The organism is Exiguobacterium sp. SH5S4, assembly GCF_004337045.1.
In the GTDB taxonomy this organism is placed as follows: Bacteria; Bacillota; Bacilli; order Exiguobacteriales; family Exiguobacteriaceae; genus Exiguobacterium; species Exiguobacterium aurantiacum_A.
In genome coordinates, this window is the sequence record NZ_SJUQ01000007.1 from 23,669 (window position 1) to 43,667 (window position 19,999).

22 protein-coding genes are annotated in these 19,999 nt (G+C 53.2%); 3 read left to right on the forward strand and 19 right to left on the reverse strand.

Translation table 11 applies throughout. From position 1 onward, the window contains the following. Positions 1–8: 8 nt before the first annotated feature. Positions 9–626: a succinate dehydrogenase cytochrome b558 subunit gene (locus EVJ32_RS05850; protein ID WP_070327733.1), complete on the reverse strand. Its 618-nt coding sequence runs from the start codon at positions 624–626 to the stop codon at positions 9–11. 224 nt (positions 627–850) lie between these two features. On the opposite strand from EVJ32_RS05850, the gene EVJ32_RS05855 reads away from it, so the two are divergent. After that, positions 851–1,243: a YslB family protein gene (locus EVJ32_RS05855; RefSeq protein ID WP_236635484.1), complete on the forward strand. Its 393-nt coding sequence runs from the start codon at positions 851–853 to the stop codon at positions 1,241–1,243. 31 nt (positions 1,244–1,274) lie between these two features. On the opposite strand, the gene EVJ32_RS05860 is transcribed toward EVJ32_RS05855, so the two are convergent. Further along, positions 1,275–2,060, reverse strand: a complete 786-nt coding sequence (locus EVJ32_RS05860) for an aminoglycoside adenylyltransferase domain-containing protein (RefSeq protein ID WP_131457422.1) — start codon at positions 2,058–2,060, stop codon at positions 1,275–1,277. Further along, positions 2,057–3,841 carry an excinuclease ABC subunit UvrC gene (gene uvrC / locus EVJ32_RS05865; protein ID WP_131457425.1) on the reverse strand — a complete coding sequence of 595 codons (1,785 nt, stop codon included), beginning with the start codon at positions 3,839–3,841 and terminating at the stop codon, positions 2,057–2,059. The genes EVJ32_RS05860 and uvrC overlap by 4 nt, the downstream gene beginning before the upstream one ends. 71 nt (positions 3,842–3,912) lie before the next feature. On the opposite strand from uvrC, the gene EVJ32_RS05870 reads away from it, so the two are divergent. Next, complete coding sequence (locus EVJ32_RS05870) at positions 3,913–5,226, forward strand: dihydrolipoyl dehydrogenase family protein (RefSeq protein ID WP_131457427.1); 1,314 nt, start codon at positions 3,913–3,915, stop codon at positions 5,224–5,226. A gap of 38 nt (positions 5,227–5,264) precedes the next feature. Here EVJ32_RS05870 and mnhG read toward each other — a convergent pair whose 3' ends face one another. The 16 genes from mnhG to EVJ32_RS05950 all read right to left on the reverse strand — a co-directional run bounded on the left by mnhG (position 5,265) and on the right by EVJ32_RS05950 (position 19,016). Next, positions 5,265–5,624: a monovalent cation/H(+) antiporter subunit G gene (mnhG, locus tag EVJ32_RS05875; protein WP_016510023.1), complete on the reverse strand. Its 360-nt coding sequence runs from the start codon at positions 5,622–5,624 to the stop codon at positions 5,265–5,267. Continuing rightward, positions 5,602–5,898 carry a Na(+)/H(+) antiporter subunit F1 gene (locus EVJ32_RS05880; protein ID WP_201738315.1) on the reverse strand — a complete coding sequence of 99 codons (297 nt, stop codon included), beginning with the start codon at positions 5,896–5,898 and terminating at the stop codon, positions 5,602–5,604. The genes mnhG and EVJ32_RS05880 overlap by 23 nt, the downstream gene beginning before the upstream one ends. After that, positions 5,895–6,380, reverse strand: coding sequence for a Na+/H+ antiporter subunit E (locus EVJ32_RS05885; protein WP_131457429.1), 486 nt, complete (start codon positions 6,378–6,380; stop codon positions 5,895–5,897). The genes EVJ32_RS05880 and EVJ32_RS05885 overlap by 4 nt, the downstream gene beginning before the upstream one ends. Positions 6,381–6,387: 7 nt before the next feature. Further along, complete coding sequence (locus EVJ32_RS05890) at positions 6,388–7,869, reverse strand: Na+/H+ antiporter subunit D (protein WP_131457432.1); 1,482 nt, start codon at positions 7,867–7,869, stop codon at positions 6,388–6,390. Next, positions 7,862–8,203 carry a Na(+)/H(+) antiporter subunit C gene (locus EVJ32_RS05895; protein ID WP_071399343.1) on the reverse strand — a complete coding sequence of 114 codons (342 nt, stop codon included), beginning with the start codon at positions 8,201–8,203 and terminating at the stop codon, positions 7,862–7,864. The genes EVJ32_RS05890 and EVJ32_RS05895 overlap by 8 nt, the downstream gene beginning before the upstream one ends. Continuing rightward, positions 8,203–8,640, reverse strand: a complete 438-nt coding sequence (locus EVJ32_RS05900; protein ID WP_131457434.1) for a Na(+)/H(+) antiporter subunit B — start codon at positions 8,638–8,640, stop codon at positions 8,203–8,205. The genes EVJ32_RS05895 and EVJ32_RS05900 overlap by 1 nt, the downstream gene beginning before the upstream one ends. Continuing rightward, a complete protein-coding gene (locus EVJ32_RS05905) occupies positions 8,624–11,053 on the reverse strand; it encodes a Na+/H+ antiporter subunit A (RefSeq protein ID WP_131457436.1) in 2,430 nt (809 codons plus the stop codon). Before EVJ32_RS05905 ends, EVJ32_RS05900 begins: the two co-directional genes overlap by 17 nt. 375 nt (positions 11,054–11,428) lie before the next feature. Further along, positions 11,429–11,743 (reverse strand): thioredoxin, encoded by a 315-nt coding sequence (gene trxA / locus EVJ32_RS05910; RefSeq protein ID WP_070327741.1) that lies wholly within the window; start codon positions 11,741–11,743, stop codon positions 11,429–11,431. A 107-nt stretch (positions 11,744–11,850) separates the two neighbouring features. Then, positions 11,851–12,816: an electron transfer flavoprotein subunit alpha/FixB family protein gene (locus EVJ32_RS05915; RefSeq protein ID WP_131457438.1), complete on the reverse strand. Its 966-nt coding sequence runs from the start codon at positions 12,814–12,816 to the stop codon at positions 11,851–11,853. 14 nt (positions 12,817–12,830) lie between these two features. Continuing rightward, the gene (locus EVJ32_RS05920) at positions 12,831–13,604 is read right to left on the reverse strand and encodes an electron transfer flavoprotein subunit beta/FixA family protein (protein WP_070327743.1); all 774 of its coding nucleotides are present in this window, start codon (positions 13,602–13,604) and stop codon (positions 12,831–12,833) included. 79 nt (positions 13,605–13,683) lie between these two features. Continuing rightward, positions 13,684–14,262, reverse strand: a complete 579-nt coding sequence (locus EVJ32_RS05925; RefSeq protein WP_131457440.1) for a fatty acid metabolism transcriptional regulator FadR — start codon at positions 14,260–14,262, stop codon at positions 13,684–13,686. 80 nt (positions 14,263–14,342) lie between these two features. Next, the gene (locus EVJ32_RS05930) at positions 14,343–16,016 is read right to left on the reverse strand and encodes an AMP-binding protein (RefSeq protein WP_131457442.1); all 1,674 of its coding nucleotides are present in this window, start codon (positions 16,014–16,016) and stop codon (positions 14,343–14,345) included. Between the two features lie 136 nt (positions 16,017–16,152). Beyond that, a complete protein-coding gene (locus EVJ32_RS05935) occupies positions 16,153–16,629 on the reverse strand; it encodes a DUF4825 domain-containing protein (RefSeq protein ID WP_131457444.1) in 477 nt (158 codons plus the stop codon). 12 nt (positions 16,630–16,641) lie between these two features. Continuing rightward, positions 16,642–17,769 carry an ABC transporter permease subunit gene (locus EVJ32_RS05940; protein WP_131457446.1) on the reverse strand — a complete coding sequence of 376 codons (1,128 nt, stop codon included), beginning with the start codon at positions 17,767–17,769 and terminating at the stop codon, positions 16,642–16,644. After that, positions 17,759–18,640, reverse strand: a complete 882-nt coding sequence (locus EVJ32_RS05945; RefSeq protein WP_070327748.1) for an ABC transporter ATP-binding protein — start codon at positions 18,638–18,640, stop codon at positions 17,759–17,761. Before EVJ32_RS05945 ends, EVJ32_RS05940 begins: the two co-directional genes overlap by 11 nt. Next, positions 18,615–19,016, reverse strand: a complete 402-nt coding sequence (locus tag EVJ32_RS05950; RefSeq protein ID WP_016510027.1) for a GntR family transcriptional regulator — start codon at positions 19,014–19,016, stop codon at positions 18,615–18,617. The genes EVJ32_RS05945 and EVJ32_RS05950 overlap by 26 nt, the downstream gene beginning before the upstream one ends. Positions 19,017–19,195: 179 nt before the next feature. Between EVJ32_RS05950 and EVJ32_RS05955 the strand changes: the two genes are divergently transcribed. Further along, a complete protein-coding gene (locus EVJ32_RS05955; protein WP_131457448.1) occupies positions 19,196–19,945 on the forward strand; it encodes a hypothetical protein in 750 nt (249 codons plus the stop codon). Positions 19,946–19,999: the final 54 nt, after the last annotated feature.

Consider the following 19,999-nt stretch of genomic DNA (forward strand, 5'->3'; position numbering starts at 1 on the left):
TCCCCCTATTACAAGATGCCCGCGAACGTCAAGATTGAACGGATGCCGACAAAAGATAGTGCCAAGAACACAGCTCCAGAGACGTAGCTCATGAAGTGTTGTGAACGCGGCGACTGTGTGATTCCCCACGTGATGGCAAACGACCAGAGACCGTTCGCGAAGTGGAACGTAGCCGAGAGGATCCCGACTATGTAGAAGATGAGCATGAGCGGGTTGTCGACGATGTTTTGCATCATCTCCGCATTGACCTCGACGCCACGCAACTTCGCCAAGCGCGTTTCCCAAACGTGCCACGCGATGAAGATGACGAGGAATACACCCGTGAAGCGTTGAATCATGTACATCCAGTTCCGCGCGTACGAGTATCGGTTCGTGTTGACCGAACCGAGGAAGGCGTAATACACGCCGTACACACCGTGGAAAATCATCGGCAAAGCAATGATTGTCACTTCAAGGAAGTACAAGTACGGTAAGCTCTCCATAAATTTTGCTGCCTTGTTGAACGACTCCACCCCATCGACGATATAGTAGTTGACCGACAAATGGACGATCAAAAACAGACCGATTGGAATGACCCCAAGTAGCGAATGGACTTTACGACTGAAATAGTCACGACGCGCTGCCATTCTAGTTCCCCCTTTTCACGAGCCCTTGGCTCGTTTTGTAAATAAAAGCGTTTTCAAATGTAAATATAGCTTTATGTCTCCTATTCTACTCTTGTGAAATTTGTATGACAAGATAACCTAGCCGATTTGTCCCACATTCTTTTAGAAAATACCCGGTGACCAAATCCAAATTGGTCGTTATAATAGTATAGAGAGATTGGAGTGATGGAAGAAAAATGGAAACGATGAGCCAACCCACTTTCGCGATCGAACTGCTTCGCGACTATGTGTTGACAGATTTGCTTGGAGACGATTACGCCCAAGTCATCTATTGGTCCGGGAAACGGGTCGCCCGCAAATTCCCGACGATGCCGAATGAAGAACTGACCGCGTTCTTTTCGGAAGCCGGTTGGGGGCAGTTGACGCTCGTGAAAGAAAAAGAGAGCAAGTTCGTGTTTGAACTCACTCCGCCGCCTGCGACCCAAGAGAAAGCGAACGGATATTACCAGCTCGAGGCTGGTTTTTTGGCCGAACAGATTGCCGGTCGTTTCCAATGCGTCGCCGAAGGCTATGCCGATCCGGGGCGTCAGACCGTCCACATCACCGTCCAGTTAGACCGAAAAGATACGTACGAATAAGAAGAGCCGATGCGACCGCATCGGCTCTTCTTCATATAGCTTGGAGTTTCCGGTGTGCAAATTCGCGGAACGCATCCAACTCGTTTGCGGAAAAGTAGATTTCACCACCCGCATAAGACACCGAAGCTTTCTTGAGTGTCTGGACATAATCTGACGGAAACTTCCTGTGGCTCGCCCAGTCGAGTGCTTCCTGTTTCGATAACACGAGGCGATCTGAGCAGTATGCCAAAACGCGGGTAAGATTGAGCACGCTATACACCGGCGTGTCATGAATCGAGTCGAGACAGTCGTTTGCATCGCACATAAGAGCGTCCATATAATCTGCTTCCTTGAAGCCGACAATCACATCCTTGAGCGCTTCGCCATAGAGGACGAGACCTCTTTCACATGTGACTCGCACATGAGCCGCCAAGTCTGGGTCGGTCATCCCTGATTGGAGCATCGCCACGCCCCGGTTCCGAAGCGCCGACTCGAAGCGCGTACGCCATCCTTCGCTATAGTGAAAATCGAATGGACTCGGATGTCGCCAGGCGGTCAAATCACGAACCGTGAGTACGCTCAGCTCGATTGGATATGGCTCGTTTGATGTCACGAGACAAAGACGCGTCAGTGCCAGCTTCTCCTCAGGAGACAGCGGACGGCTTGTGACAATCAAAAAATCAAGATCACTATGTTCCGGATGAAACCCTCCCATCGCGATGGACCCATGTAAATACAGGTGCTCAAGGGGAAATACGATCTTGTGCACGCGTTTAATGAATGCCGCGACGACAGGACGGGCGATTGCAGGAATCGCTTGCGACACACTCTCTCTCATTCGTCCGTCTCCTCGTGCACATGCTCGAGCACGATCTCGGCGAGCTTCTCAGGTAACCCCGCTTCTTTCAACTGTTCGAGCGAGGCGAGGCGGATCTGTTTCATCGACCCGAAATGACGGATCAGTTGCTGACGCCGCTTCGGTCCGACACCCGGGATATCGTCGAGTACCGACTGCGTCATCTTCTTCGTCCGCAAGCTGCGGTGGAACGTGATGGCGAAGCGGTGAACCTCGTCTTGCATCCGCTGGAGCAGATAGAACGCGCTTGACCGCGAGTTCAATTCGACGACATCGCCGCCTTCGCCGAACAGAAGCTGGCTCGTCCGGTGGCGGTCATCCTTCTTCAGCGAGCCGACCGGCAAATCGAGGCCGAACTCGTTCTGCAACACGTCAAGGGCGGCGTTTAACTGGCCGAGTCCCCCATCGATCAATAAAAGATCCGGCAGACGTTTCTCCTCGGTCAACAGCCGTCGGAAACGGCGGCGGACGACTTCACGCATCGTCTCGTAATCGTCCGGTCCTTGGACGGTCCGGATCTTGTACTTCCGATATTCTTTCTTGAGCGGCTTGCCGTCCTCGAAGACGACGAGCGCCGAGACGGCGTCAGCCCCTTGGATGTTGGCGTTATCGATGATGTCAACGCGCGACAAGTTCGGGATACCGATCGCCTCACCGAGCTCACGCATCGCGAGCAATGTCCGCTCTTCATCACGCGCGAGCAGTTCGAACTTCTCGTTCAAGGCGATGCCCGCGTTCTTCGTCGCGAGCTCGAGCAACTGTCGTTTCGCCCCGCGTTTCGGTTGCATCACTTTCGTCCCGAGCGCCTCGACTAACAAGTCGATCCGGACAATCTCTGGGACGAGCACTTCTTTCGGCAACACGTTCTGCTCATAGAACTGGACGATGAAGCTCTCGAGTTCTTCTGACGGTTCCCCGTGGAGCGGGAACAACGAGACGTCGCGTTCGATCATCTTGCCGCCGCGCATATAGAACACTTGGACGCACATCCAGCCCCGGTCGAGCGTATAGCCGAAGACGTCGCGCGCCGTCGGGTCGGCCGTGATCATGTTCTGTTTGTTCATGATCGATTCGACGGCCCGGATCTGATCGCGGAGCTCGGCCGCCCGCTCGAACTGCATATCCTCGGCCGCCTGGTGCATATCGACTTGGAGCTTGGCGAGCGTCTCGCTCGTCTCCCCGTTCAAGAAACGGCGGATCTCTTGGACGATCGACTTCTGCTCGTCGGTGTCGACAGCAAGTTCACAAGGACCGAGACATTGGCCGATGTGGTAGTACAGACAGAGCTTCCGTGGCATCGGCTGACATTTCCGGAGCGGATACAGCTTGTCGAGCAACCGTTTCGTCTCGTTGGCGGCGTAGGCGTTCGGGTATGGCCCGAAGTAATGGCCGCCGTCCCGTTTCAACTTACGTGTCGTGAGCAGCCGCGGGAACGGCTCGTTCGTGACTTTAATATACGGATACGATTTGTCGTCTTTCAACCGGATGTTGTATTTCGGGTCGTGTTTTTTAATGAGCGTCATCTCGAGCAAGAGTGCCTCGAGCTCGCTCGCCGTGACGATATATTCAAAGTCACGGATTTCGGCGACGAGACGCATCGTTTTAATATCGTGTGCCCCAGTAAAATAAGAGCGGACGCGATTCTTTAAGTTTTTCGCTTTCCCAACGTAGACGATCTCGCCATACTCGTTCTTATGCAAGTAACAGCCCGGTTCGTCCGGGAGCAGCGCCAATTTATGTTTAATGTGGTCAGTTTGACTCAAATTTTATCACCTCAGTTTAGCTTCCTCCAAGACGGGAAAAAATTGATGAAGTCTCAGAGGGAGGGTTTTTGATGAAACGATATGACGTAATCATCATCGGCAGCGGTCCGGCAGCGAGTCAAGCCGCGAACATTTTACGCGACGCCGGTAAACGGATTGCCATCGTCGAGAATTGGACGTTCGGCGGGACGTGCCCACAACGCGGGTGCGATCCGAAAAAGATGCTCGCGGAAGGGGCGGAACTCATCGCCAAAGTCGAACGCATGAAACCGCTCGGCGTCAAAGGAGACATCACGCTCGACTGGCACGCCTTCAAGCGACGTGTCGATGAATACCGCTTCGCCATCCCGACGACGAAGATGCACAAGTGGAAAGAAGATGACATCGACTTATACGAGGGCGAGCCCCACTTTATCGATGAAGACTCGATCGTCATCGAAGGCCATGAGATCTCGGCGCATCAGTTTTTGATCGCGACCGGCCAACTCCCGCGCCCGCTCGACATCCCAGGCGGTGAAGACGCCATCACGAGCGACGACGTGTTCGACCTCGAGGACTTGCCCGAGCGGATCACCATCGTCGGTGCCGGATACATCGCGTTCGAGTTCGCGCACATTCTCCGCCGGTTCGGCAGCGCTGTCACGCTCCTCATCCGGTCGCGGGCGCTTAAACAGTTCGACCGAAAAATTGTGAAGCGGCTCATCGATGAGACGGTCCACATCGGCGTCGACGTCCGGTTCGGGCTCGAGCCCGTCAAGCTCGACGGGAACATCTTGACATTATCAGATGACTCTACCCTAGAAGGACTCGTCCTTAACGCCACGGGGCGTATCCCGAGCATCGAGCGGCTGCGGTTGGATGCGGCCGGCATCGAGGCGGACAAGGACGGGATCACCGTCAACGACTATTTACAGACGACGAACGCGAACGTCTATGCGGCCGGCGACGTCGCCAAAAGTCCGAACCCGGCGCTCACCCCGTTTGCCGGGCAAGAAGGACGGATCGCCGCCCTTAACCTGTTGCGGAACAACACACGTCCGTTGCCGGAGCGTCCGGCCCCGACGGTCGTGTTCACGACGCCGCCAATCGCCAAAGTCGGTCTGACGGTCGACGAGGCGAAATCGCTCGGGATCGACTATGAATGCAGAGATAATGACATATCCCACTTTCTTACGTATGAACGGGTCAATGACGCGACCGCCTTCTCGCGCGTCTTGCTCAGCAAAGACGGTCACGTTATCGGCGCTCACTTGATCGGGCAACACGCGCCCGAGCTTATCAACTTGTTCTCGTTCATTATACAAAACAATATCAGCCATCAACACGTTAAGCACTTAGAGTTCGCCTATCCGACGTCCGCCTCTGATTTGACGCACTTGATGTAAAAAAAAGGCTCTTCCATGTCGTATGGAAGAGCCTTTCGTCATTCGATCCCTTTTTCCTTATCTTCTTTGAGCGCGTCCTGTAACGACTTCTCCCAGAGCGGGACGCCTTTAGCGTGAGCCGCCCGGGCGAGCAAGTGTCCGCCGACCGGCGCGGTCAACAAGACGAAGAACAAGCCGAGCAAGAGACGTGCGTCGAAGATACGTTGGTCGACCCAGACGTGGAGCACCGCCGCGAACAAGACGAACATGACGCCGAGCGTCGCCGACTTCGATGCCGCGTGCGTCCGTGAATAGACGTCCGGCAAACGGATGAGGCCGATCGCCGCAACGACCGTGAAGAACACTCCGATGATCGTGAAAACGCCGGTCAATATATCAAAGATCGTTGTCGCGGTCATGATGAATGATCTCCCCTCTCTCTAAGAATTTCGAGAACGCCACCGTACCGATGAAGGCGAGGATGCTGAGCAAAAGAATGACCTCGAAGAATATCGTCGTGTCGAGCAAGATCGACAACAGCGCAACGACCGAAATCAACGCAATCCCGATCGAATCGAGCGCGATGACACGGTCAGCGGTCGTCGGCCCTTTGATGACCCGATACAACATGCCGAGCATGGCAAGCAAGAGAATGGCGAGCGCAATGTAAATTAAAATATCTAATATGCTCATTCCGTCGCCTCCTTAATGGTTGATTCAAAGTTATTGTAGATGTCGCGTTTGAGCGCCTCTTTATCCGGCATGTTGAGTGCGTGGATATAAAGTATTTTATTATCTTTCGAGACTTGGACGACGAGCGTCCCTGGTGTGAGCGAGATCAGCATCGACAACAGGCTGATTTTCCAACCCGTGCGCAGTGACGTTTCATATCGGAAGATACCAGGTTGAATCTTCAATTTCGGGCTCAAGACGAGACGTAACACCTCGAAGTTCGCCATGACGAGCTCACGTGCGAAAATCAAGAACAGCTTGAACAGCTTGATCACACGTGTGAAGTAAAAGCCCGTACCTTCAGATTTGAAGAACCGCCGCATCATGAAGATGACGAGCAACCCGAGCAAGTAACCGACGAGAAACCCGCTCGTCGTGAACGTACCGGTGAAGAACATCCAGATGAACGCCAAGAAAAAGTTGATGAGTAGTTGGTAAGCCATGTCTAAATCACTCCTTAATCACGGCATCGATGTAGATTTCCGGGTCGACGAGCGGTTCGATTGCCTGGGTAATAAACGGATGCATCGCCTCGGCCCCGAATCCGTACGCGACGGCCACTGCGACGAGTAACAACGTCGGCACGATGAGTCGGTTCATATACGGGACGAGCGGACCGTCATAGACGCGTCTCTCTTCTCCCCAGAAGCCATAGAGGAAAATCTTAATGACCGAGAACAGAACGAACAAGCTCGACAGCAAGATGAGAAGCGGGCCGAACAAGTCGCCGTCGGCCACCCCGCCTTGAACGATCAACAATTTACCGAAGAAGCCACTGAGCGGGGGAATGCCGGCGAGTGACAACGCGGCGATGAAGAACGTCCATCCGAACAGCGGGAACCGGGTGATCAATCCACCCATGTCGCGAAGTTGACCGGAACCGGTGATCCCGATCATCATCCCGACGAGCATGAACAAGGCGGCCTTGATGAGCATGTCGTGCATCAAATAGTAGAGCGCCCCTTCGAGCGACGTCTGCGTATTGAGGGCGATCCCGTAAAGGATGACGCCGACCGCGATCATGATGTTGTAGATGATGATCAACTTCACATCGTTATAGGCGATCGCCCCGATCATCCCGATGACGATCGTCAGCACGGCGAGCGCGATCAAGAACGTCTGCATGAACGACCCTGTGTCGAACAAGAGCGTGTACGTCCGTAAGATCGAATAGACGCCGACTTTCGTGAGCAAGGCACCGAACATGGCGAGGATCGGCGTCGGGGCAACGACGTACGATCCAGGCAGCCAGTAGTGCAACGGGACGAGCGCCCCTTTCATACCGAAGACGATGACGAATAAGACACCGATGACGGTGATGACGTTTTGATTTTCGACGAGCGGGATCTTCTGGGCCAAGTCAGCGAGACTGAGCGTCCCGACGACGCCGTAAAGAAGTGCGACGGCCATGACGAACAGCGCCGACGCGATGACGTTCACGAGCAAGTATTTGATCGACTCGCGCAACTGGACGCCTTTCCCACCGAGTACGATCAAGACGTACGAAGAGATGAGGAAGACTTCAAAGAAGACGAACAAGTTGAAAATATCGCCCGTCGTGAAGGCGCCGTTGACACCGACGAGTAAAAATAACATCGCGACGTACACATAGTTCGATTCATAAGCGTCCGAGAAGTAATGCGTCGCAAACCAGACGATGAAGAACACGATCAACGTCGATGTTGTGACGAGAAGCGCCGCCAACATATCTGAGACGAGCGTGATCCCGAACGGTGCGGGCCAATTCCCGAGGTTGACGGTCAAGATGCCGTCTCGCGATACGGTGAAGACGAGCAACACCGATACCGCGAACGTGACAAGTAAAGCCCCGAGTGCCATCACACGTTGTAGGCGTACCTGTTTCGGTGCGAACATCAGGATGATCGCTGCAAGTGTAGGGATGACAATCGGAAAGATCGGTAAGTTAATCATTCGATTCCGTTCCTTTCATTTCCTCAATATTATCCGTGGTCAACTCCTGGTACGTCCGATAAGCGAGTACCAAGAAGAACGCCGTCACACCGAAGCTGATGACGATCGCCGTCAAGACGAGTGCTTGCGGTAGCGGGTCAGTATATTCCGTAACCCCGTCGACGAGGACAGGTGCCGCTCCCGTCTTCAGTCCACCCATCGTCAAGACGAGCAAGTGGGCTGCGTGACTGAGCAGGCCGGTACCGATGATGATGCGCAACAAACTCTTTGAGAGAATCATGTAGACCGCGCTCATCGTCAGTACCCCGATGATGATGCTAACGAAGATTTCCATTATTCACTCTCTCCAATCGTTTGAATGATCGTCATCGTCACACCGATGACCACAAGGTAGACGCCTAAGTCAAAAGCGATGGCCGTGTGAAGCGTCTGTTCACCAAGGAGCGGCAAATCAAACTTGTCATAAGCATGTGTCAGGAACGGACGATCCCAAAAGATGCTATGGAGTGAGGTCACGATCGAGATTGCGAGACCGAGCGCCGTCATCATTCGATAATCGAACGGTAAGACGTTCGCAAGCGTCTTCGAGTCGAACGCGAGCAGTAACAACACGAGAGCAGCAGCCGTCATCAATCCACCGACAAACCCGCCGCCTGGCGAATAGTGCCCGGCGAAGAATAGGTTGATTGAAAACATGATGATGATGAAGAAGATGATCACCGCGGCCGTCTGTAAGATGACGTCATTCACTTGATCATTTTTCCGATTCATGTTCACGTGCTCCTTTCGTGCGTTCTGTCGTTCTAAATTTGATCATCGTATAGATCCCGATTGCCGCAACGGCGAGGACGACGATCTCGAACAGCGTATCAAAGCCCCGGAAGTCGACAAGGACGACGTTGACCATGTTCTTTCCGGCTGCTAAGTCGTAGACGTTCTCTTTATAATACTCAGAGATCGAAGACACCGATCGGTTCGACAGTGCCATGAAGCTGAGCAACATGACCGTCACCCCAACGATGACCGACACGATCGCGTTCTCCACTTTAAATTTGACGCGAACTTCTTTTCTGCTGATCTCCGGCATGTGGTAGAACACGAGCAAGAACAAGGCGACCGATACCGTCTCGATGACGAGCTGCGTCAAAGCGAGGTCCGGTGCACCGAAGAACACGAAGAACAAGGCGACCGAATAGCCGATGACACCGAGCAAGATGATCGATGGCAGGCGTGAACCCATGAACAGAATCGCGAGCGCCGCCAAAATGATGACCGCCCCGAGCACATATTCATACGGCGCGACAGCCTCCATCTCGCCGAACGAGAAGTTGAACAAGTCGAACCAGTACATCGAGAACAACAGCATCCCTGATAAGAACAGGAAGATGTAGATCAAGTAGGACCGGATGAAGCCGGTCATGTAGTTGTCTTTAAAGCGATAAGCCGCTTTGTTCGACCAGACGAGCGACCCGTCGTACATGCCGTTCAGCGTCAGCCGGTTCGGGATATGGTTGTAGATCCCCATCCACTTGTTGATCATGAAGAACATGAGCGTCCCGAGGGCGATAATCCCGAGCGTCATAAATAGCTCTGGAGTCGGTCCGTGCCAGAAGTAGATGTCGACTTTGACCTCTTGCCCGCTCGCGACGAGCGTCGGATAGATCGACTCGACGGCAGGCTTGATGAGCGAGTTCGACAACACGTTCGGAACGAAGCCGAGGACGACGACGAGGATGGCTAAAATGGCCGGCGGGATGAGCATCCCGATTGGTGCCTCGTGCGGCTGTTTCGGCAATTCGTCGAACTTGGCTTTCCCCATGAACGTCCGTGTAAAGATGATCAAGCTATAGATGAACGTGAACACGCTCGCGATGAACGCGACGACAGGGATCAAGATCCCGATCGTGTCGAGCGCGAAGAAGTCCATCGAGAACACTTTCGTCGTCGCCTTCAAGAACATCTCTTTACTGAGGAAGCCGTTGAATGGCGGTAACCCTGCCATCGACAACGAGCCGATGACGGCGATTGTGAACGTGATCGGCATGACGGTCATGAGACCGCCGAGCTTACGGATGTCACGTGTGCCCGTCTCGTGGTCGACGATCCCGACCATCATGAACAACGATCCTTTGAACGTGGCGTGGTTGATCAAGTGGAAGATGGCCGCGATCGTCGCGACCATGAAGATGTTGTCGTCGATCCCGTCGTAATGAAGCGCCGCGGCGCCAAGGCCGAGCAGCGACATGATGAGACCGAGCTGACTGACCGTCGAGAACGCGAGTATCCCTTTCAAGTCCGTCTGTTTGACGGCGTTGAAGGCTCCCCAGAACAACGTGAACGTCCCGACCGAGACGATGATCCATAGCCAGAGCGATGATTCTTGGAACACCGGACTCATCCGGGCGACCAAGTAGAGCCCGGCCTTGACCATCGTCGCCGAGTGCAAGTACGCACTGACCGGGGTCGGTGCTTCCATCGCGTCCGGCAACCAGATGTGGAACGGGAATTGCGCCGACTTCGTGAACGCCCCAAGCAAAATCAAAATCATGGCGGCGACGAAGAACGGACTTTCGGCGATAAGCGCCTGATTTGCGACCATGTCGCGGATGCTGAACGATCCGACGATCGACTCCAAGATGACGATCCCGCCGAGCATTGACAGACCACCGAACACGGTGATCAGCATCGACTTGCGTGCCCCGTAGCGAGAGCGTTCTTTCTCATACCAATACCCGATCAACAGGAACGACGAAATCGATGTGAGTTCCCAGAACATGTACATGACGACCATGTTATCCGAGAGGACGACACCGAGCATCGCACCCATGAAGAGAAGCAGGTACACATAAAAGTGACCGAGCGACTCTTTATCTTTGTTCAAGTAGTAAATCGAATACAGGACGACGAGCGCCCCGATCCCTGTAATAAGGAGGGCAAACAGTAGTCCAAGCCCGTCCACGTAAGCGGTAAAGTTGATCCCGAGCGACGGCATCCACTCGACCGTTTCGCTCACGACGTCTCCCGCACTCGTGATTCCGATGAAGCGGAAGAAGTAGACGAACAGGAGCACCGGGACGACCAGTACGAACCAGCCCGTATGGATCCGTTTCAACGCCCGAAACAAAAACGGGATGAACGGTGCCGCGAGGAGCGGCAACAAGATAGCTAAATGTAACACCGACAAGAAAATTCCTCCTTCGAACAGAGTCTTACAACGATGACATCAAATATTAAGTTCATTTGACGCCATCACGTCTTCCTCATGAGTATAGCTTAAATTTTCAGGCTGTTTCCATGATAAAAGCTTCTCGCTTTTCTAGCCATGGTTAAAAAAAACTGAACTGTTAAATATGAAGGGAGTCGACAAAAAACGACTAAAAAAAATTGGGTTTGGATTGCATATGTAAGCTCTATTAAGCCGAATGTCGAACGTGTTGCCGCTCCCGAATCGATGGTAACCCTTAACCTAACTAATTCTTTGCTCACTCACTAAACTCCTTGTTCCCGAACGAAGCCAACAAAAAACAGCCGATCGGTCTCCCGATCGGCTGTACGTTTATTATTTTGCTGACGCGATAAACTCTTTAAGCGCTTCTTTTGGTTGGAAGCCCATTGTTTTCGAGACAGGTTGTCCGTCTTTGAACATCATGAGTGTCGGGATGCTTTGGATTTGGAAAGCGCCCGCTACTTCTGGGTTCTCGTCAACATCGAGTTTAACGATTTGGACTTGGTCGCCCATCTCTTGATCGAGTTCTTCAAGAACCGGTGCGATCATGCGGCACGGTCCACACCATGCTGCCCAAAAATCGACGAGGACGACGCCCTCTTTCACTTCTTGTTCGAACGTTTGAGTCGTTGCGTGTTTAATAGCCATTTGGTAAATACCTCCCCAGTAAGATGAGACAGTTCAATTAAGAACTCTCTTGCATTTCATGTTCAGAGTATACCACGGAGGGTAACTTTCCCCAAACGTTATGCCCATCAGCTATTGACGAGGTGTTTTCGGAACTCTTCAGTCAAGAGCGGCACGACGTCGAACAAGTCGCCGACGATGCCGTAGTCGGCTACGCTGAAGATGCTCGCTTCCGGGTCCTTGTTGATGGCGACGATGACTTTTGCGTTGCTCATCCCGGCCAAGTGTTGGATTGCCCCGGAGATTCCGCAGGCGATATACAAGTCCGGCGTGACGACTTTACCCGTCTGACCGATTTGGAGTGCGTAGTCGCAGTAGTCCGCGTCACATGCTCCACGTGAAGCACCGACAGCGCCACCGAGCAGTTCAGCGAGCTCTTCGAGCGGTTTAAAACCGTCCTCGCTCTTGACGCCGCGTCCTCCGGCGACGATGACTTTCGCTTCCGCGAGATCGACTTTTCCGGTCGCCTTACGGACGACTTCTTTGACGATCATGGCGAGATCTTTCAATTCGACGGCCGGCGTCTCGACCGACACGCTCGCCCCCGCTTGACGTGGAAGTGCGTCGATGTTGTTCGGACGAATCGTGAAGAACATGACCGAATCTTTGAACTTCACTTTCTCGAACGCTTTACCCGAGTAGATCGGACGGACGAACTCGGCGTCTCGTCCCGAGCCTTCGATCGAGACGACGTCACTGATGAGGCCGGCGTCAAGACGGGCCGCGAGTTTCGGTGCGATGTCTTTTCCGAGTGCTGTGTGGCCGAGGACAATCATATCCGGTCCTTCTTGGTCGATGATTTGGCGGAGTACTTGGCCGTAACCGTCCGGCGTGTAATGTTTGAGTCGCTCGTCTTCGATGACGAGGACGCGCGCTGCGCCGTGCTCCCCGAGTTCAGTCGCGAGTGCTTTGACGTTATCCCCAATGACGACCGCCGTCACGTCGTCCGTCAGTTGCTTCGCCGCGGCGATCGCTTCAAATGATACGTTCCGTAACGCGCCTTCGCGCGCTTCTGCGAGTACTAAAGCTTTCATATGTGATGTCCCCCTTAAATGACTTTGGCTTCCGTGCGAAGTAGTTGAACGAGCTCGCTCACTTGTGTCGACGTGTCCCCTTCAAGAATACGTCCCGCTTTCTTCTCTTCCGGCAAGAACCGTTTGATCGTCTCGATCTTCGCGCCGATCTCGTCTTCGTCGAGGTCGATGTCTGAGAGATCGAGTTCTTCGAGCGGCTTCTTCTTCGCTTTCATGATACCGGGAAGGCTCGGATAGCGCGGTTCGTTCAAGCCTTGTTGCGCCGTCACGAGGAGCGGCAGGTTGACTTCGATCACTTCCGTGTCCCCCTCGACGTCACGCGTGACCGTCGCCGTCGTGCCGTTGATGTCGAGCTTCGTGATCGTCGTCACATAGTTCATGTCGAGCAGCTCGGCGACGCGCGGCGCCACTTGTCCGCTACCGCCGTCGATGGCGACGTTACCGGCGAAGATGAGGTCTGGTGCTTGGTCTTTCAAATATGCGGCGAGCACTTTCGAGATTGTCACGTGATCTGCGTCCTCGACGTCATCCTCGATCGAGATGCGGACCGCTCTGTCCACACCCATCGCGAGCGCTGTCCGTAGTTCTTTGTCCGCGTCGTCCGGTCCGACCGTCACGACCGTGACTTCTCCCCCGAGATCGTCACGCTTGCGGATCGCTTCCTCGACCGCATACTCGTCATATGGGTTGATGATGAACTCGGCACCGTCTTCTTGGATCTCCCCGTTCTCAAGTTGGATCGCTTCCTCTGTATCGAACGTACGTTTTAGCAACACAAAAATATTCATGTCAGTTCCCCCTTCAGGTTGTTCGTCCCATCATTCATGAATCAGCATTCATTTTTTGAGCTAACGAGAGGGCTTACGGTTAAGCAAGCCCTTTTTTTAACATATGGTGTACTCTCGGTAACGTCGACATTAAGTCGTACTTGAAGCCGCTCGCCATCCAACTCGTGACCACTTCATCGATCGTGCCGAAAATCATTTGTCGCGCCAGCCGGTAGTCGAGGTCCTGGTCAAACTCCCCGGTCTCGATACCGTGCTTGACGACCGCATCGATCAAGTTCAAATACGGCTTCAACACTTCACTGATCTTTTGGCGGAGCGCCAAGTTCGACTGTCTGAGCTCGATTTGCGTCACGACGGCGAGGTCGTAGTCGACCGACAGCTGCTTGAGATGCGACTCGATCAACTGGTACAGCTTGTCGCCTGCCGTCGTCTCCTGCTCGATCTGTTGCTTCGAGTAGTCGATGAACAGGCCCATCTTCGTCTGGAACAGCTCGATCAATAGATGCTCCTTGTTTTTGAAGTACAAATAAATCGTTCCGTCCGCGACACCAGCCTCTTTGGCGATGGCTGTCACCTTTGCACCGTGATAACCATGGTCCGCGATCACTTTCACTGCCGCATCGATAATGCGGTCACTTTTTGATACATTCTTTTTCATAGACACCCATGCTCCTTATTGCTGCAGAAAAATGAATGATGGTTCATTCATTTATTATTCTATCATGTCAAAGAGAGGTGTCAACTGCTTTGTTTCACTTGTTTCGCCTTCTCTTCGTCGACGAGGACGCGGCGCAGGATCTTACCAACGAACGTCTTCGGCAACTCGTCACGGAATTCATACAGCTTTGGTACTTTATACGCCGCGAGCTTCTCACGGCAATGCTTGTCGAGCTCGTCTTCGGTCACATTCACCCCGTCCCGCGTGACGATGAACGCTTTGACCGTCTCACCGCGGTACGGGTCCGGGACACCGATACAGACCGCTTCCTTGACGGCCGGATGTTCGTACAGCACTTCTTCGATCTCGCGCGGGTAGACGTTGAAGCCTCCGGCGATGATCATGTCTTTCTTCCGGTCGACGATATAGAAGAACCCGTCCTCGCCCATATAGCCGAGGTCACCGGTCGCGAGCCATCCATCTTTCAAGACGGCCGCCGTCTCTTCTGGTTTTTGCCAGTAGCCTTTCATGACTTGCGGTCCATTCAGGAACACTTCGCCGATCTCACCGACTTCGGCCAATGTCTCGCCGTCTGCCTTTACAATTTTAGCAGAAGTATCGGATAACGGCACCCCAATCGAGCCGACGATGCGTTTATCCCACAAGAAGTTAGCGTGCGTCACCGGTGACGTCTCGGACAACCCGTATCCTTCGACGATGCGCCCGCCCGTCACGTCTTCGAACTGTTCTTGTACTTCGACCGGGAGTGGTGCCGATCCTGAAATACATGCCTCGATCGACGACAAGTCATACTTTTTCAGTTTCGGGTCGTTCAAGATGCCGACATACATCGTCGGGGCTCCTGGGAAGAAGTGTGGTTTCTTCTTGTTGATCGTCTTCAAGACGTCGGTGACGTCAAAGCGCGGCACGAGAATGAGTTCATACCCGTTCGCCACCCCGAAGTTGAGGCAGCACGTCATGCCGTAGACGTGGAAGAACGGGACGACGCTCAAGACGCGCTTCTCATCACCGCGGTTATATTTATAGAAGAAGTTCGAAATTTGGTCGACGTTCGCCGTCAAGTTGAAATGCGTCAGCATGACGCCTTTCGGCAGCCCGGTCGTCCCGCCCGTGTATTGGAGCACGGCGACGTCTTGTTTCGGGTCGATCTCGATCGGCTTGACCGGTCCGAAGTTTTTGAAATCCTTGAACGCGACCGAACCCGTCGTATCGATGACGATATTGTGCTCACGTTTCACTTTGATCGGGTACAGCTTATTTTTCGGGAATGGCAGGTAGTCGGCGATACTCGTCGTGATGATCGTTTGAATGTCCGTCTTTTCTTTCACCCGGAGCGACTTCGGATAGAGGAGATCGAGCGTGATGACGATCTTCGCGCCGGAATCGGTGATCAAGTTTTCAAGCTCGTGCTCGGTGTAGAGCGGATTCGTCTGGACGACGGTCCCACCGGCATACAGGACGGCGTAGAACGAGATGACGTACTGTGGGCAGTTCGGGAGCATCAGGCTGACCCGGTCCCCTTTTTGCAACCCTCTCGACTGCAACATCGTCGCCAAACGGTGGGCCGCATCATCGATTTGGGCAAACGTCAAATCCTTGCCGATAAACGAGACGGCGGTCCGGTCCGGGAAATCTTTAGCGGCGCGGCTGAGTGCCTCATAGAGTGGCTTCACCTCGTAGTCGATCGTTTCAGGCATGTCAGCTGGATAATCTTGTAACCACGGTTTTTCCATTGATTCTCCTCCTTAGAATGAATAGTCATTCAGTTAATTCCATTATAATGCTAAGAAAACGCTTTCATCTACCCTTTACCCGATACTTTTCAGAAAATATCGAAAAAAAGTGCATGGATTCAAAAATCCATACACTTTAGACGCGTCTGAAGTACGCTTCAGCTTGCTCTTCATTCCCAATTTTTTCATCCAATCGGGCAATCAACTCTTCTTCTTTCTCGATCATCGAGAAGTCGATCCCGAGCCACGCCTCCATCTCGGGGCGAGAGAACGCGTACGTCCGGTTCGGGAACGCGAAACGGACGATCTCCGTATTTTGTACGAGCGTGAAATACGTCGCCGCGTTACGGATGGCGAGCCGTTCCTGCTCGATGCGCTCAATCTCCGGATCATGATAACGGACGGTCAAGCCATAGGGACGTTTTTTCGTCTGTAGCTCGATCGACTTATAGCAGTCGTGCATCGGCAACGTCTTGGCGATGCCGACGACGGCGTTGATATCGCCGACGTATGTGCCCTCGTATTGAAAGGCACTCGGGGGCCGCTTCGAGGGATCACTACACCCAGAAAGTACAAACAGTAATGCGACGACTAACAGACCGAACCGTTTCATGATACGTCCTCCTTAAGATTTGAGTTGCAGGTTGAAGCGATAAAGCAGGCGTTTGGCGAGCAAGTGGGCGAGGAAGCCGCCGATCAAGAAGCCGATGACGTAAAGGATGCTGTTCGTCGAATACGCGATATTCGCTAAAATAATCCCACCAAGCATGGCGAAACAAAGCACCATCATCAGGTGAACGAACCAGAGCCAGTTCGAGAACATGAAGAAGCGGCCGTTGTTCTCTTGCGGGGCCCGGTTGAATGTAAGGAGTCCGAGTCCAAACGATAGGACAATAAAAGCAAGTACGCTTAATGGAGCAACGGCTAGGAACTCTTGCCACACGCTGTTGTCTGTATATAAGTTATACGTGTCGACGTTAAATATATTCGCAAGCGGTGAAATCACGCGCAAGAACACACTTTCAATCGCACGTTCGAATACACTATATACGCGCTCTGTATTTTGAGTGAACGATATGACCGATCCTTGAATCAGCAATAAGATGCCGACAGGGAACAATAGTGCGACGATCGACCAGAGAACTTGCGAGATTGCCTCCCCGCCAAACGAACCCATCCATAACGCCAACGAGAAAACAGCAATTCCGGTCAATAGCATAAAACCAACGAGCGCTGCGACTTTCAACGAATGTCCTTCAATCAAGAACGAATAGCGTGACGCATGGATCATCCAAAGCATGAGCGGTCCACCAAGGAGTGTCGAGACGACGATGCCGCTCGCCCCAATCAACCATTTCGATATGTACAACTGGTTCCGGTTGAACGGGAGGGACATCGCAAAGTCAGACATTTGGCTGTTGCGTTCACTGCCAATCAAGACAGACGCCATCAAGAAGCCGAAGATGATATAGAGAAAGATGACTCCACCATACGGGATGAGTGTCTGTAAATCGCCAATCCAGTAACTAGATTGCGGGTTGAACAACTCTTCAACTGATGCGTTCGACGCATCACCATTAAACCACTCGGCATACTCGTCCGGATTCATTTGAATGTCCTGAACTTGTTCATCGAACGACTGCATTTGTGTCCACACCGGGAGCGTGTACGCGACAATCCCAAGGAAGACGAGCAAAATCCACAACAACGACACTTGTTTCCAATCTTTTTTCAACAACACGTTAAATGACACTTGCCTCACCTCCTAATTGGACCCGGAAAATGTCTTCGAGCGACATCGGAATCTCTTCGACGAGCATCGGGTCGTGGGCGTCGACGAACGTGTCGAGCTCTTGCGTCCGTTCTTTCGCCATGAACAAGACGACGCGTCCTGTCACGTTGATGATTTCGATATCTTTTCGTTCGAGCAGTTCGACCGGTACTTGGTCGTTGAAGACGACTTGCAGCTTGACGCTCGACTCACGAGCCTCTTCAAGCGACATGATCGCTTTGACCCGTCCCTTCTCGATCATGATGATGCGGTCGGCGATCCGCTCGAGCTCGTGCAGCTGGTGGCTCGAGACGATGATTGAGCAGTTGCGTGCCTCGACTTGGGCGATCATCAGTTTCAAGACGTCGGCCTTGGCGACGACATCGAGTCCATCGGTCGGTTCGTCAAGCAGGTAATAGCTCGCTTTGACGGCGAAGGCGAGCGACAGCGTCACCATCGCTTTCTGCCCTTTAGACAACTGACGGATCTTTTTATTACCGATGTTGTAGCGCGTGAGCGTCTCGGTGAACGCCGCCCGGTCGAACGACGGATAGATCGAGGCGTATAAATCCATCGCCTCGTTGACGGTGTAATGTTTGAGCGCGTCGGCTGAATCTGGAACGAAGATGACGTCCCGCTTCAATTCAGCTTTCTCAAAAATGCTCGATGGCCCGTAGCGGACGTCCCCGGTGTCCGGTCGGATGATGCCGACCATCGTCCGGAGGAGTGTCGTCTTGCCGGCCCCGTTACGACCGACGAGGGCGATGATCTCTCCTGGTCTGACCGAGAAGTCGATCGCATCGAGCACGGTTTGGCGGTCGATTCTCTTACTCAGTTGCTGTACTGTCAGCATGGTTCTCCCCTACTTTCTTATACTCTGTCTCAAATAGCGTCATCGCTTCTTTAAGCGAAACGTTTGCGTAATGGCAGTCGATGGCGAGCTTTTGGATGGCTGCGACGACCGGCGCTCGTGACGCGTCTTGGTCAACCCAGTCCATCGAGACGAACGTCCCGCGCCCGCGATGCATCTCGAGCAAACCGAGCCGCTCGAGCTCTTGATACGCCTTGCTGACGGTGTTCGGATTGATGACGAGGTCCGTCGCGAGCTCACGGACCGACATGACTTTGTCGCCCGGTCGCAAGATGCCGCGGATAACGAGCGCTTTCGTCTGATTGACGATTTGTTCATATAAAGGTTCCGCACTTTTCATATCGATCTTATATAACATGGGTCACACCCTCTCTTGTAAACGTGGTATAAGTGTATTATATGTATTAGTACACGTAATAGCAATAGTTCTTAGAGGGCATTTTCAGTTTACAGGGAATTGGGAATAAATAGAATACGACTTTGGACCGAGACGGGATTCGGTCTTTTCGGGTACATTGTAGTAGAGGTGAACAGAAAATGAAGAAAAGGTTGTTAATTGGCGCAGTCGGCTTGCTCGTCGCCGGATCGATGTACGGGAGAAGCGAAGCGACGGAGCGCTATACAGACTACATCTATGACACGTACGGGGAGCGTGTCGATGTCGACGTATCACAGGACTGGAAACTGACTGGATACAAGGCGACGTTCAAACTGGAGACGACACCGCTTCGCGGGACGTATTCCGCGCGGACGTATGGGGACGGCTCGATCCATGACGATGTGATGCCCGCCTACTGGGTGAAAGAAGCCGAGACGACGCTACACGACCGACTCGTCACCGCGAACGTCTTGTCACGTGAAGAGACAGTCCGGGCGAACGTACCGGAAGACGCGGTGCGAATGCGCGACGTGACGACAAAGCCTGAACCGACGTCCATCTTCGAATTGAATCCAGAGACGTTTTTAGGCGCCTCCGTCATGCTGCACGAAGCGTGGAACGACACCGCTGAACAGAAACAGCGCGTGCTCGACGTCATCCGTCTGCTCGAGGACGACGTGAAGTCGATCCATTTCTCGTTCGACGGGACACCGAATGAGGATGACGACTTCACCGAGCGTTATTTGAACGTGTCACGCACACCCCAATCTGGCGACCCGTCGTTCAATTCACTCCAAACGATCGACGACTTGAACCGCCACGACCGCCTGTATGGGTTTGACAAGACGACGTTCATCAGCGAATACCGATTTGATGGGACGAAAATCGAGCGAGACACTGCTGACTAATCCGGTAGTGTCTTTTCTCGAGTCGTCTTGCTTTACAGACAGCGGTCGACTTGC

What these genes read in the sequence shown, in the direction of transcription:
- EVJ32_RS05870 (WP_131457427.1), top strand. Translation starts at nt 3,913, where the DNA reads ATGAAACGATATGACGTAATCATCATCGGCAGCGGTCCGGCAGCGAGT.
- EVJ32_RS05930 (WP_131457442.1), bottom strand. Translation starts at nt 16,016, where the DNA reads ATGGAAAAACCGTGGTTACAAGATTATCCAGCTGACATGCCTGAAACG.
- trxA (WP_070327741.1), bottom strand. Translation starts at nt 11,743, where the DNA reads ATGGCTATTAAACACGCAACGACTCAAACGTTCGAACAAGAAGTGAAA.
- mnhG (WP_016510023.1), bottom strand. Translation starts at nt 5,624, where the DNA reads ATGACCGCGACAACGATCTTTGATATATTGACCGGCGTTTTCACGATC.
- EVJ32_RS05935 (WP_131457444.1), bottom strand. Translation starts at nt 16,629, where the DNA reads ATGAAACGGTTCGGTCTGTTAGTCGTCGCATTACTGTTTGTACTTTCT.
- EVJ32_RS05950 (WP_016510027.1), bottom strand. Translation starts at nt 19,016, where the DNA reads ATGTTATATAAGATCGATATGAAAAGTGCGGAACCTTTATATGAACAA.
- EVJ32_RS05955 (WP_131457448.1), top strand. Translation starts at nt 19,196, where the DNA reads ATGAAGAAAAGGTTGTTAATTGGCGCAGTCGGCTTGCTCGTCGCCGGA.
- EVJ32_RS05920 (WP_070327743.1), bottom strand. Translation starts at nt 13,604, where the DNA reads ATGAATATTTTTGTGTTGCTAAAACGTACGTTCGATACAGAGGAAGCG.
- EVJ32_RS05885 (WP_131457429.1), bottom strand. Translation starts at nt 6,380, where the DNA reads ATGGCTTACCAACTACTCATCAACTTTTTCTTGGCGTTCATCTGGATG.
- EVJ32_RS05925 (WP_131457440.1), bottom strand. Translation starts at nt 14,262, where the DNA reads ATGAAAAAGAATGTATCAAAAAGTGACCGCATTATCGATGCGGCAGTG.
- EVJ32_RS05855 (WP_236635484.1), top strand. Translation starts at nt 851, where the DNA reads ATGAGCCAACCCACTTTCGCGATCGAACTGCTTCGCGACTATGTGTTG.
- EVJ32_RS05895 (WP_071399343.1), bottom strand. Translation starts at nt 8,203, where the DNA reads ATGGAAATCTTCGTTAGCATCATCATCGGGGTACTGACGATGAGCGCG.
- EVJ32_RS05915 (WP_131457438.1), bottom strand. Translation starts at nt 12,816, where the DNA reads ATGAAAGCTTTAGTACTCGCAGAAGCGCGCGAAGGCGCGTTACGGAAC.
- EVJ32_RS05945 (WP_070327748.1), bottom strand. Translation starts at nt 18,640, where the DNA reads ATGCTGACAGTACAGCAACTGAGTAAGAGAATCGACCGCCAAACCGTG.
- EVJ32_RS05890 (WP_131457432.1), bottom strand. Translation starts at nt 7,869, where the DNA reads ATGATTAACTTACCGATCTTTCCGATTGTCATCCCTACACTTGCAGCG.
- EVJ32_RS05880 (WP_201738315.1), bottom strand. Translation starts at nt 5,898, where the DNA reads ATGAGCATATTAGATATTTTAATTTACATTGCGCTCGCCATTCTCTTG.
- EVJ32_RS05860 (WP_131457422.1), bottom strand. Translation starts at nt 2,060, where the DNA reads ATGAGAGAGAGTGTGTCGCAAGCGATTCCTGCAATCGCCCGTCCTGTC.
- EVJ32_RS05850 (WP_070327733.1), bottom strand. Translation starts at nt 626, where the DNA reads ATGGCAGCGCGTCGTGACTATTTCAGTCGTAAAGTCCATTCGCTACTT.
- EVJ32_RS05900 (WP_131457434.1), bottom strand. Translation starts at nt 8,640, where the DNA reads ATGAATCGGAAAAATGATCAAGTGAATGACGTCATCTTACAGACGGCC.